General features: G+C 42.2%; 9 protein-coding genes. All 9 read right to left on the bottom strand.

Annotation, left to right across the window (positions count from 1 at the left end; all coding sequences use genetic code 11):
* Window positions 1–6 precede the first annotated feature (6 nt).
* The 9 genes from ACFO6W_RS19995 to ACFO6W_RS19955 all read right to left on the bottom strand — a co-directional run bounded on the left by ACFO6W_RS19995 (window position 7) and on the right by ACFO6W_RS19955 (window position 14433).
* Entirely contained in the window at window positions 7–1209 is a 1203-nt protein-coding gene (locus ACFO6W_RS19995; RefSeq protein ID WP_379999731.1) for a glycoside hydrolase family 88/105 protein, read from the bottom strand.
* A 21-nt stretch (window positions 1210–1230) separates the two neighbouring features.
* On the bottom strand, window positions 1231–3687 hold the full coding sequence (locus ACFO6W_RS19990; RefSeq protein ID WP_380000099.1) for a glycoside hydrolase family 95 protein: 2457 nt from the start codon (window positions 3685–3687) through the stop codon (window positions 1231–1233).
* Window positions 3688–3694: 7 nt separating this feature from the next.
* Entirely contained in the window at window positions 3695–5080 is a 1386-nt protein-coding gene (locus ACFO6W_RS19985) for an alpha/beta hydrolase family protein (RefSeq protein ID WP_379999729.1), read from the bottom strand.
* A 12-nt stretch (window positions 5081–5092) separates the two neighbouring features.
* A complete protein-coding gene (locus ACFO6W_RS19980; RefSeq protein ID WP_379999725.1) occupies window positions 5093–6679 on the bottom strand; it encodes a glycoside hydrolase family 28 protein in 1587 nt (528 codons plus the stop codon).
* A gap of 13 nt (window positions 6680–6692) precedes the next feature.
* Window positions 6693–7619, bottom strand: coding sequence for a dihydrodipicolinate synthase family protein (locus ACFO6W_RS19975; RefSeq protein ID WP_379999723.1), 927 nt, complete (start codon window positions 7617–7619; stop codon window positions 6693–6695).
* A gap of 32 nt (window positions 7620–7651) precedes the next feature.
* Complete coding sequence (locus tag ACFO6W_RS19970; RefSeq protein ID WP_379999721.1) at window positions 7652–8893, bottom strand: MFS transporter; 1242 nt, start codon at window positions 8891–8893, stop codon at window positions 7652–7654.
* 23 nt (window positions 8894–8916) lie between these two features.
* Entirely contained in the window at window positions 8917–10692 is a 1776-nt protein-coding gene (locus ACFO6W_RS19965; protein WP_379999719.1) for an L-fucose isomerase, read from the bottom strand.
* Between the two features lie 106 nt (window positions 10693–10798).
* Window positions 10799–13399, bottom strand: coding sequence for a glycoside hydrolase family 2 protein (locus ACFO6W_RS19960; protein ID WP_379999717.1), 2601 nt, complete (start codon window positions 13397–13399; stop codon window positions 10799–10801).
* Between the two features lie 50 nt (window positions 13400–13449).
* A complete protein-coding gene (locus tag ACFO6W_RS19955) occupies window positions 13450–14433 on the bottom strand; it encodes a GntR family transcriptional regulator (protein ID WP_379999715.1) in 984 nt (327 codons plus the stop codon).
* Window positions 14434–14778 lie beyond the last annotated feature (345 nt).

Raw genomic sequence — 14778 nt, 5'->3', positions numbered from 1 at the left:
ACAGGTCTATTTCTTCGTTTTGTTTTCTGATTTTTCATGTTCGATAGCAGCCCATATAAAAGGAGCCACAGATTTAGGGTCATTCAGGATTACCGGTTCACCGATATAATATTCGAAAGACCCGTCACGGTATGTCTTCTCTCCTCCCAGACCGGCAACAGCACAGCAATTGGTGATAGAATAAGTACCATCGTCTTCTTTCTTCACGAATTCTTTTATCAATCCGCTAAAACCTTTATCGGCAGCAACTTTATAATCAGGACTGATATATCCCTTATTTATAGCCGAATAGAGGAAAGTAACAAACATAGCCGAACCTGATGATTCAAGATAATTTCCCTCGCGGTCTCCCATATTGGTTACCTGATACCATACTCCGGTCTTATCATCCTGCCACCTCACAATCCCTTCTGCCATTTTTTCTATAATAGCGATCACATCCGGGCGACCTGCATGATCCTGAGGAAGAAAATCCAAGACATCGACAAGCGCCATTCCATACCAACCTATGCTCCTCGACCAGAAGTTAGGAGAGCGCCCGGTGGTTTTGTCCGCCCACCTTTGTTCGCGACTTTCATCCCAGCCATGGTAGAATAAACCTGTTTCGGGATCGTAACTGTTTTTATCCATCAGACGAATCTGATTCATAATATCGTCGTATATCTCAGGATGATTGAAATCTCTTGCATATTCCGCTAAAAACGGAGAAGCCATATATAAACCATCGAGCCACATCTGATGCGGATAAATCTGTTTGTGCCAGAATCCGCCTTCCGATGTTCGGGGCTGCTTTTCCATCTGAACAACTAATGTATCTATCGCTGTTTTGTAGCGGACATCTCCGGTTGCTTTATAGAGACGGAATAATATCTTACCGGGATTGACATTGTCGATATTATATTTATCCATCCTGTATGTCTTTATTTGTCCGTCCTGCGTGATCAGGCTGTCGGCATAACCTTTGGCATAATTGTAATAGGCGCTGTCCTGTGTGTAATCGAACATATCCAGCATGGCTTTAGCTACACATCCGTGAGTATATCCCCAGCGTGGTGATTTCGCTTTTTCGATCATCCATGCCTCAGGAAAACGCATCATTTCCGACTTGGCTATTTTAACCGACCATCTGTTGTCCTGTTCTTGTTTTTTATCCCGATTACAACCAATAAACAGCAGAACTGCAAAGATTGTGAGAACAAAATATTTCATTGTCGTTTATATATTAGGTTACTATTTAGCTCCTTTGAGAGTATACGTCTTTCCCTTTTCTGTTGAAAGGTCATACAGGCGTGTTGCCTTATCGAGATCTAATGGAGTAGCATGTAATGTCGCCTCATCAGAGATTAATGCAGGTTTCACTTTGGGAGTTTCAAACAGGATATTGGCATTCTCTCCTTTTGCCTTTTTCAGCCCTGTACCTTTAAGCACAGAAGCAATACGGATACGGCAGTTTCCTCCATAACGGGACGTAATTTTCAGATTGCTCACTTTGCCGTCTTTCCAATCCATGTCGATGACAAACCCGCCTCTGGCCACCAATCCTTTTATACTACCGTCTTTCCATACATCAGGCAGCGCCGGCAAAAAGTATATGAATCCATCGTGGCTTTGCATCAGCATTTCCGCGATACCTGCCGTACAACCGAAGTTGCCATCTATCTGGAACGGAGGATGAGCATCGAACATATTGCTGTATGTACCTCCTTTTTTCTTCTCATTAGTTACCAGATCTAACTGGTTTCTCAATAGCGTATAGGCATGATTTCCATCCAATAAGCGCGCCCATAGACAAACTTTCCAACCCATAGACCAACCCGTAGAAGGGTCTCCCCGATAGGTCAAAGAATTTTTGGCCGCCTCAAATAACTGAGGTGTATGAATAGGCGATATTTGATTACCCGGATAAAGTCCGTAAAGATGAGATACATGGCGGTGCTTATCGTCCGGTGAATCCCAGTCATACAGCCATTCCTGAAGCTGATTGTGTCGTCCGATCTGCATCGGCGGCAATTTCTCACGCTTCATTTTCAATGTATCCGCAAATGATTTATCTATACCTAACAATTCGGATGCTTTGATTACATTGGAGAATAAATCGAATACCAACTGGTTGTCCATCGTGCACCCCGCCGTAATCGTTGCTTTCCCATTACTTCCGGCATGCGTATTTTCAGGGGAATTGGATGGCGAAACAACCAGCCAGCCATGCTCCGGTTCTTCTATCAGGAAATCGTTAAAAAACATAGCGGCACCTTTCATCACCGGATATACCGACCTCAGATAATCCAGATCGCCCGTATATTCGTACCTGTACCACAAATGCTGGCTTACCCATGCACCTCCTGCCGGCCACATTCCCGAAGCAGCCCTGTCGACAGGCCCGGTAATACGCCATATATCGGTATTATGATGAATTACCCAACCTCTGGCATTGTACATCAGTTTTGCCGTATGCGCGCCCGTTTCGGCAACCTCACGAACCATTTGCAGCATCGGTTCATGCATTTCGGACAAATTGGTAACTTCCGCCGGCCAATAGTTCATTTCCACATTGATGTTACAAGTGTATTTACTGTCCCATGACGGAAGGTAACGGTCGTTCCATATTCCCTGAAGATTTGCAGGTTGCGTACCCGGCAGGGAAGATGAAATCAGCAGATAGCGTCCGAACTGGAAATAGAGAGCCGCCAGTTCAGGGTCAAATGTCTTCGCGAAGTCCCTGATACGTATATCCGTCGGTTTCTGAGATTCTGCAGTTTTCCCCAGATCAAGAGACATACGGTTCATATATTGCTGAAAGAACGCGGTATGTTCACTTTTTGCTTTCTCGTAATCATTCGAAAAAGCTGTCTCCATATATTTCTTACATTTGGCTGTCTTATCTCCGGTTATGTCTTTATAGTTGACGAAATTGGTAGCAATAGTCACGTAAAGAATAACTTCATCTGCATTCTCCACAGATATGATATGATCCGAAACCGTATATTTCCCTCCTTCTACTTTCGGCTTCACTCTTGTTTCAAGCTGTACTTTTCCGCTCTGCTTTTCATGTGCAGGGGTAATACCCGTCAATACAAGCTGGTTGTCTTCGATGAATCTCTCCACTTTTTCCTGAGGGGTGGTCAGAAAAGCATTGCAGGTGATACTTGCCGGTTTATCAGCTGTCAGTCTTACAATTATAGCCTGATCGGTGAAAGACGTGAAGATCTCACGCCTGTAAGTTACGTCGCCCACCTTATATGAGACACTGGCAACAGCATCGCTTATATTCAGATCGCGATAGAAAGCGGTATACCGGTTATGCCCCGGAAAAGAGATAAAGAGGTCACCCATCGTCTGATAAGGCATCCCGTGATTTGTAGGCGACATTATTTTGGCCGTAGCCAAATCCTGAGCTTCTACATATTTTCCTTCAAAGATAAGGTTACGGACTTTCTCCAGGACTCCGTCTTCCAGCTTATGGGCATTACTATTGGGCGAACCGGCCCAAACGGTCTCTTCATTAAGCTGCAATTGCTCGACAGAGGGATTCCCGAAAACCATAGCTCCCAGCCTGCCGTTACCTAACGGCAAAGCCTCGTTCCAATCTAAAGCCGGTTTATCATACCAGAACTTCATGCCTTGCTGGGCATTAGCTACCAGAGCCAGACTTATAAACAATGACAATATTATTCTTTTCAACATCAATATCTTATTAATCAATTACACCAACGTTTTTCAATACTTCCAGCAGAGCCTCTTTTCCTTTGATTGCATTTGCCGGCAGTTTCTCACCATTTTCACCAAATGCGTGCATCTGCAGTTCTTTCTCAATAGTTACCTTAGATTCATCTGCCATATCATGATTTAAGCCTAAATGCTTAGCAATAAAGCGATACATAGCCGTACGTTTCGAAGGGCCATAATCATGTCCTTCGGTTGGAAAATGCACATTCTCTATATTATCTTCTGCTCCGTAGAATCCATAGATTTTTTTAAGGTATGGCAATTCCAGTCCGAGAACAGAACTCGACCAGTCTTTCCCGTCAGTCAATGCCAATTGCGGTTTCGGAGCGAACATAGCGGCAATCTCGGCATTATTGGTACGTCCCCCGCAAAGATGAGCAGGCATACCGCTCTCACAAGGGCATCCGCCAACAAAATGAGAGGACAGCATAACAACCGGAATACTGACTGTTATACGGTCGTCGATAGCCGACATCATCATCGTCATACTACCCCCGCCAGAGCCGCCGGTTATACCCACTCTGGAAGTATCTGCCTCTTTCAGAGCTAATAAGTAATCAAGGATTCTGATTGCATTGATGGTTTGTATCGTATTGGCCGCGCTCAGGCGATGCAATGTTCCATCGAACTGAAGAAGGCTTTCTCCCCACGCAAACAAATCCCAACTTACCGATATGGCACCCATACGGGCTTGTATAGCACAACGCATTTGCTGGTCTTCACGGTAGCGGCCGTTTCCAAAATGCCCGTTGGGGTTGAGTATCACCGGACATTTACCTTTTATCTTTGCAGGTTTATAGATTGAGCCGCACACATAAATTCCGGGAAGGGTTTCTATGGCAAAGTTTTCAACTGTGTAGCCATCGTATTTTCTTTTCGGTGTCAGAATAATTTTCGACTCAGGCTTCACTGGCATCGGAGACACTCTTAAGGCTTTGGGTAAACAAGCCTTTAATTCAGCCTTGCGTTTTTCCCACGATTCTTTGTCAGAATAAAGGGTTTCGAGATAATCCAGAAACTTCTTGCCTTCCGCCTCGGTTGTGCGGGCATATTCAAACTCCTTTACCTTATATTTGCCATTATCCATGACAAACTTGTAATCGAAAGGAGCCAATACGGCAATGAGGGATTCCTCCGCGCTCCACGGTTTTATTCTCCAGTCGGCATATTTGAGTATCTTGCCGTCTATCATCCTGGCATCGTACTTTATCTTTATGCCGAACCGGGTTTCAATGTCATGCAACACATCTATCAGCGGCCGCGAATAGGCACTATCCGCCGTTTGTGTATTTTGAGCATAAGCGCAAACGACAGACAGAATACATAATATAAGTATATAATACCCTTTTTTCATATCTCCCAAATACTATTGCATTACAATATTCGCCGACTTATTCAGTCCTGCACCCTTATCGACAGGCATAGCCAATCGCTCCAAATAGTTATTCTTCAAAATGATATTATCAGTCAGACCTCCATCCAGTTTTATGAAAGACCGGCTACCGGTTTCAGGAAAACATCCCTGAATAAACATATCCCTCACATCAGTTACTTCCAGTACAGGTTTATCCTGCAATGGTTTAGGATTGTAAATATTATTGATACGCAGGTTGGAAGACTCGCTTATTTTGAATGCAGCGCCAATTTCAGTCTCAACTCTGACATTATCCAGCGTTATATTCTCCGCCTTGTTTATTTCAAAACCGGTTTTGGCTTCTATATTAATATCAGAGAATGTAATGCCTGATATAGGGGCTTCTTCTATTCCCAAAACAGTACAGGCCATGTTCACATCCGAACCTGTAAGACCCGATATATGGATATTACGGAAAATCGGCGTCCGCTCTGATAAAGGTTCAGCCGGAACATTTGAATAGAACAGGTTCAGTGTTATAGCCTCCCCCGGAATATTTTTCATTACAATATTGCTCACCCGTATTTCCTCGACAATACCGCCACGGCCTCTGGTTGATTTCATGCGAATACCCCTATCCGTACCATCGAATACACAGTTAGAGATAGTCACTTTACGCACATCGCCCGACATTTCGCTCCCTATAACAACACCTCCATGTCCTGCAAGCATGACACAGTTTGTTATTGTTATATTTTCGCAAGGAGTAGCATACCGGCGTCCCTGCAAATCGCGTCCCGACTTTAATGTGATGCAATCATCCCCTACCGTTATATGGCAATTGGCGATTATCACATTCCGGCATGACGACGGGTTGATACCGTCTGTATTCGGCGCGTCCGGATTGTTTATAGTAACTCCGAGAACGCTTACATTTTCGCAAAATTCGGGGTTGATAGTCCAGAACGGGGAATTTATAATTGTTACTCCTTCCACCTTAAAACCCTTGCATTTATAAGGTTGCATCAATGGCGGACGAAAAAAACGTTTATCCAATGTGCGCTTCCAGTCCGAATTTTCTTCAACTGTAAAACCGGGATTTTCTTTCTCCCACATTTGCCGGTACCCTTCCAGTTCTTTCCTAAAGGTTTCGTCTTTATGCGCGCCTTCGATAGCAAATGTTCCGTACCACCACTTTTTCCCGTTTCCGTCGATGGTGCCTTCTCCTTTGATAGCAATATTTTCCTGTTCGTATGCGTAAAACAAAGGGCAGAAACTCTTCATCACCACACCTTCATAACGCATTTCTACAAAAGGAATATACTCCGACATATCATCGGTGAACTTAATCGTCGCACCTGCTTCTATGTCGATAGTTATATTACTTTTCAATACAATAGGCCCTGTAAGATATATACCTGCAGGGAAAAACAATGTACCTCCGCCGTTTTGGGAAAGCTTGTCTATCGCCTTCCTAATAACAGCAGTGTTGGACACTTTACCATCTGCCTTAGCCCCAAAGCTTCGCATATTAATAGTTTCAGCTTTGGAGGCTATGGACAGAATAAAAACAATGGTAAACAGTAATATTTTTTTCATTCGTAAATGTTCTCTATTTTAACAGATTATCCAACTTAGCGACAGCAGACTTAACCTTCTCCTTTTCAGGGTCTTTAAATAAATTAAAAGGCTGAGCCAGAAAATCGCTGCAAATACCTTTCAGTGCCAATGCAGTCTTGATACCTTTGATATAGCTCGACCCGAAACGGCCTATGCCATATAACTCCTTGCTGACAGCCATCATCTTGTCCTGCAATTCAATAGTCTTATCTACATTCTTTTCTGCTGCTGAATTATACACATCTACAAATATCCGTGGGTAAACATTCGCACCCCCCGAAACACCTCCGTGTGCACCGAGCAATACCACAGAAGCCATCATTTCTTCAGGGCCTACGAATAACCCGAATTCGGGATGGTCTCTGAACAATGTCAGTAATTTACAGAAATATACGCCATTGGCAGAACTATCTTTCAATCCGATTATATTTTTATGTTTAGATAAAGCCAAAACCGTATCGGGATCTATCATCGTTTTGGTATGCGAAGGCATGTTATACAAATACAATGGAAGCGGGCATTTATCAGCTAACAACTCATAATATTCAATCAACTCGGGCTGTCCCAGGGCAAAATAATAAGGAGGCGCAGCAACCAGAGCAGCAGCCTTATATTCAGCAGCAAATTCTGCCAGTTTTATACTTTCATACACCGAAGTATCTGTTATGCCGACAAGTACAGGCACGCGTCCATTCACAGCCAGGCAAGTATGTTTGATGAGTTCTTTCTTAATATTGATACTAAGGTGCTGGGCCTCGCCGGTAGTTCCTAAAATAAAGATACCGCTTACTCCTCCCGATATAAGATGCTCTACCAGATTATTTACACCTTTCACATCCAGCGTGTCGGTATCTGTTAACGGAGTTATCATGGGAGGGACAATTCCCTTCAGTTGGAAAATTGGATTATTTGAGTTCATTATATTTTCAATTTATTTTATAGAATAAATATTTAATCATCTGTTTTATTTATAGCTGTAGGCTTCAATATCGTCAATTGCAAAATAATCGCAATAAGGACAACTATGGCTAAAAGGGCAAAGTCACGCCCCATATTTCCGGCATCGGCCGATTTTCCAAGAACATTCGTTATCACTGCTCCGGCTGAAATTCCGGCTAAATTCAATAATCCATAACCTGTTGCCCTGTAACGAGGGGAGACAAACTGACAAAGGATCGGCATATTGTTTACATCAAACATACCAAAACCAAAGCCAAAGAAAATGGCTCCGGCAACAATAATAACCAGGCTATTACCGAAAGCCAGTAACAAAAGAGCAGGTAATGTGAGAACTAAACCGATAACTCCCGTATAAATGCGCCCTTTTATATTTCGCTGTACCCATTTATCCGATAAATACCCACCGATAAGCACGCCAACCAACGAAGCCATAGCAATGGTAATCGTAGCCATTGGCCCTACATGTTCCATATCAATATTCAGACTGGTGGAGAATAGTGTCGGCAGCCAGTTTTTGGTTGCCCAACCCGGCAAACTCGGGGCTGAAAAGTAGAATAATATAACCCAGAAAGAGATATTACCAAACAGTATTCCCAAGCCTTTAAGCATAGCGGAAAATTCTTTCTTAACAGATTTCTTTTCTTCCGTCTCAATTGTATATGCCTTATGTTCTTTCAAAAATAATATAAGTACAATACAATATATAATACCTACCAATCCGAATGTATGGAATGTCATCTGCCACGAGAAACTACCGGCCACAACAGCACCAAAGCCGCCCAATGCCTGTCCTAAGTAAACTCCCGTAGTATGGAAACCAACAGCAAGCGAACGGGTTTTCCCCTGATGATAATCAGCAATAAGCGATAATCCCGCAGGAATATAAAAGGCTTCGCTTATCCCCATAACCGCACGCAAAATATACAATTGATCAAACGAAGTTGCGTATCCCATCAGTAAGGTAACGGCTGACCATGTAAATAAACTCCCTACAATAAGCCATTTACGGTTCAGACGGTCGGCAATAATGCCCGATAACGGGCTCATAAAAGCATATATCCATAAGAATATGGCCATTAAACGCCCAAAATTAGCTGCCGATACCAATTCCGAAATATCTTCCATCATAGCAGGACGCATAGTAGAAAGCATCTGCCTGTCCATATAGTTCAGCAGGGCAACAAACCATAACATCGCTACGACCAGCCAGGGGTACATCTTTTTGCCTTTCATGAGAATATTTCCTGTGGTTTATCCTATTTATATAAGGGGCCGTATGCTTCACAGGCTCTGTAATCGGAACCTTCTGCATCCGAGCCGAATGCAGCCCATGATGATGGACGGAATATTTTATCCTCGTCCACATTATGCATGCATACAGGAATTGAAAGCATAGAGGCTAATGATATCAGGTCGCCACCAATGTGGCCATAGCTTATAGCGCCATGATTAGCACCCCAATAATTCATTACTGAATATACATCTTTAAAATGACCTTTTCCGGTAAGCCGGGGAATAAAGAATGTGCTCGGCCATGTCTTATCCGTGCGTTTATCTATTTTGTCGAATACTTCCTGCGGGAAAGTAGCTGTCACCCCTTCCGCGATCTGCAATACAGGCCCGATACCTTTCACAAGATTAATCCTGCACATAGTAACAGGCATTCCGGGTTCGGTCAGAAATTTAGAAGAATAGCCTCCTCCCCTGAAGTATTCGAGCGAAGCAGGATACCATTTGGTAGCACCCAGCATCTTATCTACTTCTTCCTGATTTATCTTCCAGAAAGGTTTCATTACAGGCTTTCCATCTTCGCTTTGACGACCTGTACCATCCAAGGTACAAGAACCCGAGTTAATTAGGTGAATTGCGCCATCAGCCAATACGCCTTCCGGCTTCCAGCCTGTAACCCGTTGGATAGATGCCGGACTCCAGTATGTTCTGACATCGGCAAATATCTGCGCTGTATTCGTCAGTAATTTACCAAATAACATACTTATACCATTCAAATGGTCATCTTCCGTAGCAAAAGCGAATGGCTCACGTATTCCATTCCAGTCGAAAGAAGAATTAAGGATTGCCTCCGAAAAATCTCCGTTCGGTAAAAAGTCCGTCCACTGACGCTGTCCCTGAAATCCTCCGGCAATGGCATTATGCCCCATCGCTTCTTCGGAATAGCCTGTTTTATGAAGTTTATCATTACCTATCATCAGGTCTCTCATAATCAGAGTCATTTTGACAACAAATTCCCAGTCCTTATCTTTTTGTTGACGGGAACGCTTCAAATGTTCAGGATTATAATCATCACCTTCATTTACAGCACAATTTTTTATAGTCCATTCCAAGGCCTTTTTATACTCGTCTTTGTCATATATTTCGAGTTGTATACGGCGGAGAATCTCCGAAGAGTCTACAAACTCGGAACGCAAGCCTAAATATTCCTGTAAAAATTCAGGATTAACGATAGAACCCGCTATCCCCATAGATACACTTCCGATTGCCAGATAAGACTTGCCGCGCATAATAGCGACAGCCAATCCGGCTTTAGCGAAACGTAATAACTTTTCCTGTACGTCTTCCGGAATAGACATATCGCCTAAATCCTGTACATCATGCCCGTAAATACCAAACGTAGGTAAGCCTTTCTGATTATGCGCTGCCAGCGCAGCTGCAAGATAAACAGCACCCGGACGTTCTGTCCCGTTAAATCCCCAGATCGCTTTCGGGATAAGCGGGTCCATATCGATAGTTTCGGAACCATAACACCAGCATGGAGTTACCGACAAAGTCAGCCCTACATTATTCCTTTTGAACTTTTCGGCACAGTTAGCCGCTTCTTTTACACCGCCAATACAGGTATCTGCAATAATACATTCAACCCGGCTTCCATCGGGATAACGAAGATTTTCTGCATAGAATCCGGCTACATTCTTAGCCATATTCATGGTTGTTTCTTCCAACGATTCTCTTATACCTTTCCTGCGTCCGTCAATAATCGGACGTATGCCAATTTTGGGATACTCATTATTCTTCATGATATTATATTTTTTTAAATCCACTAAGTTGAGGATTGTTTTGTCTGTAGAAAGAGGCGTGGTTCTTCTTTCACGAAGAACCATTCCAGTTATATTAAATGCTAATTTATTCGCTTTTTTTCTCACCAAATTCGGTTTGTTGCAATTCAACCTCATTCAGCGTCTTTCGTTTTTCGTCTTCCGACATTTGCCGTTTATATGTACCGGAATAAATCGAGCTTTGATTTACCTGCGGTTTTTCCGAATATACCAGCCGGCGCTTAGGAGCAATACTTTCAAATTCTATCCAGGCGGGAGTCGGGGCATGCTCACCTTCGAATAAGACACGGGCATGAACTTTAATCTTTCCCGGATTCAGTGTGGAACGAATAAGGACGGGAGCAGAGCCAAACTCTACGGCTCGCGGATTTGCTCCGATTATTTCATCTCCGATTATTTCACCCTCTCCTGTCACTGTAAACAATATCTGCTCTTTTGCCAGTCTTCTCACATTTCCCTCATCATCTGTGACTTCACAAATTACAGGAATAAAATCCGATGCATTTGCAATTAAAGCCTGTCCTTCATTATCAAGGGAAAGCCTCAATTTAGAGGATCTTCTCGACGGCATTTTCTTTGTACTGCAAACCACCTTACCATCAATCAGGCCTTCTACAACAAACGTGACTTTCTGCCATTGCTTTTCTACATATGGATAAATCCTCATTTTATTGAAATCATACACATTCTTAAATGTAACAGGAGGATTAGGCATACCATATTGCCGGCGTACCACCTTTTGTACTAAGGTATCTGTCCCATACATTATTAGCCTTACCTCGTCACAGTTAGTAAATACCGTAACATCTGGACTTGAAAATGGAGATATTTCATGCGCAATAAAGACCATCGGCCCTGTCTCCGAAAACGGGTGCTTTAACAAAGCGCTTACCTGGCTCTTAAACATATAATATGAATATTTCGGCTGGCGGAAAGCATCCATTATACCACCCCAATACGGATCGGGATGATAGCCTCTCTGATGATCGAAAGGATGCCAGAGTGCCCCTCCGATAAACTGCCTGCCTTCGGGATACATCTCATCATATGCTATTGCCAGTTGAAGAGCCTGCGTAAGAAGCGGGCCTTCACCCCAGCTTCTTGATGCTCTGTTATTTGTATTATGAGCATACCAATCATCAACATTCTCTCCAAATTCGCGGGTAAAAATGCATTGCTCAAAATTGCCAGCATCTTTTGGCCAGCCATACACCACCTCATAATTATCTGCAACACCTGCCGAATGATGGTCGGCCACGCAGGCTGCACCCGGATATTCAGTTTGCGTAATCTCCCTTGCTTTCAAAGAAAACTCCAATGGGAAACGGGTCTCATTTAAGATAGGTTCCCACATCAAGACGGATGTATGATTCCTGTCGCGACGAATCATATTACGTATATCGTCATAAACCAGTCCGGCAAATTTGGGGTCTTTATTCCAGTACTGCCAACCGGGAGTTGCTACGATAACAAACATTCCCAATTCGTCACACGCGTCCATAAACGAAGGGTCCTGTGGATAATGGGCAACCCTGATTATACGGCAACCTGCATCCCTGAGTTTTTTCGCATCTTTCCAATGCTGACTGTTAGGCATCGCATTGCCGACATAAGCAAAATCCTGATGCCGGTTTCCACCGATTAACCGGTCAGATAACTCACCGTTAAGCCAAAAACCATCTTTTCCTCTGAATTCGGTTTTCCGTATGCCAATCCGTGTTATTCCTCCATCGAGGGAAGTACCGTCAGATGCTAAAACACGGGTGGCAACTTTATATAGTGAAGGACTGTCGGGGTACCAAAGAACAGGATTGTCAACAACAACCTTCTGAGTTATCTGTTTTCCTTCTCCTTTTCGTAATGTTACTTTGGCAGACAGCTTTTTTATAATTTTACCGGAAGGGTCTATCAGTTGATTCTCTACAGTTACGGACTGATTGGATGCTAAAGCATTTGCGATATCAGTATAAATTACAACCTCCGCTCTCTTCTTTGTTATCTCACCATATTGGACAAAAACTCCGCCTCCGGCTATTTTATCCGCTTTATTCGGGTCTGTAATATGCACTTTAGATGTAGCAATCATCCATACATCGCGGTATATACCTCCATGATATGTAAAATCGAGGGTTGTTTGTTTTTTTCCGGGAGGATAATCCTTATCGTCAGAATTATCGACAAAGACCGCAATAATACATTTATCGCCCGGCTTTACGCCATACTGAGTCAGTTCGATACTAAAAGGCAAATATCCACCCAGATGCTCTTCTACTTTTTTACCATTGAGGTAAACTATGGATTTTCCCATTGCAGCCTCAAAGTATATATTAATCAGTTTCCCCTCCAAGGAATTATCTATTGTAAAATGCTTACGATACCATGCTGCTCCCTGGTAATTACGGCTTCCACTGGCCTCGGAAGGCATCAACTGTACCGTATGCGGTGTGGATACCACATCCCACCGACTATCATCAAAGTCTGCCTTTTCGGCTCCGGATATTTCACCTCTAAAAAACCTCCAGCCAACATTAAAGTCATAAACTTCCCGTCCGGACTTCTCCAATGAATAGAATCCGGCAACAGAAAAATCCGGTTGATAGTTTCCCGCTGATATATTCGTATTAAAAATTAAACTGGTAAATAAAATTAAGATATATGCACGTATCATGGTAAGGACACTTTAATATCGAGGTTGAGATTAAACAATGGAGGTTCTTCTTACAAAGAACCTCTTAATATCAGTTGCGTAGGAATATAAACCTGAACTTTTTGCCTTGTTTTTATATATTCAGCCGCAATTTTACCCATCTGCTTAAAATTTGTGGAAATAACGCTTATTCCATTTTCAATAACCTCCAGCATAGGAGCATCGTTCATTGTCACCAAGCCGACATCTCTACCTAACTCATAATTCTGCAGGCGACATGTTTTAACAATCTGAATCATATCTATGTGGCGAACGGCAATATAAGCGGTACCGGGAACAATATCAAATGAATTCAGATCCCGCGTAATAATATTATAAGCAAAATTATTATCCATACAAAACTGTTCAAAATAAGGAATACAACTCTTGGGATGCTCAGACTTGGCATTAAATACCAGGCAAATCTCTTTATATTTACTGAATTTATCCAGACCTGATGTCAGACAATCATATAAAGTCGTATCAAAGCCCTGGCATACATATGAGAACTTATCTTTCTTGAACTTTCCTAAGTCTACCAGCAACACTTTTGTATTATCCAAACGATCAAGGACTTCCGAATAAACATCATTCTGAAGATTGGTAATAAGATAAAGGTCGTATCGCCCAACACTATCCTGAATTATATTATTGAACGAACGTTTATTATAATGATGGAAATACAAATCCAACCTATAATTCAGTGGAAGATTCGCTGTCAGCTCTTTATAGAAATTTTCCTTATAAGGACCAAATATATCAAGCAGCACAAAAATATTATTCACTGTGTTAGAGACAAAATATCCCCGTGTCGGGGCAGATTCGATTATCCCTTTTTCCTTCAGATCCTGAAACGCTTTATATACAGTATCACGGGCCAGATTATACTTTGCACTTATTTTATTTATAGAGGGAAGTGTATCGCCTTCCTTGAATTCCCCATTCGAAATAGCTGTCCGAATAGCATCTGACAACTGGCGAACCTTGCTTTTATTTTGATCAAATTCTAATATCATGAATCAATTTTCGTTAAATATGTTCAATATTATACCGGATAATAACTATCCTGTTCTATCCTGATATCACAAAGAAAAGCATTTTTTTGTAATAGTCCAATTTTTAAGCAATATGTTATTAAACATTTATTATTTTTTATTGTATCACCATTTTTTTGATACTTTTGCCACAATCATAACAGTACAGTACAGTACAATAAATATATTTAAAACGTTTAATGATGACTTATGACAAAAACAATGAAATCTTAAAACCATAGGACAGAATATGTTAGTACACTCTTAATATTCTATATACCATCAACTTAGTTAAAATAAATTAAACATTTAACATTTATGAAAAAC

It is taken from the genome of Dysgonomonas termitidis (assembly GCF_042654545.1).
Lineage (GTDB): Bacteria > Bacteroidota > Bacteroidia > Bacteroidales > Dysgonomonadaceae > Dysgonomonas > Dysgonomonas termitidis.
Note: the sequence above shows the minus strand (reverse complement) of the source record. Positions and strands in the feature narration are given on the sequence as shown.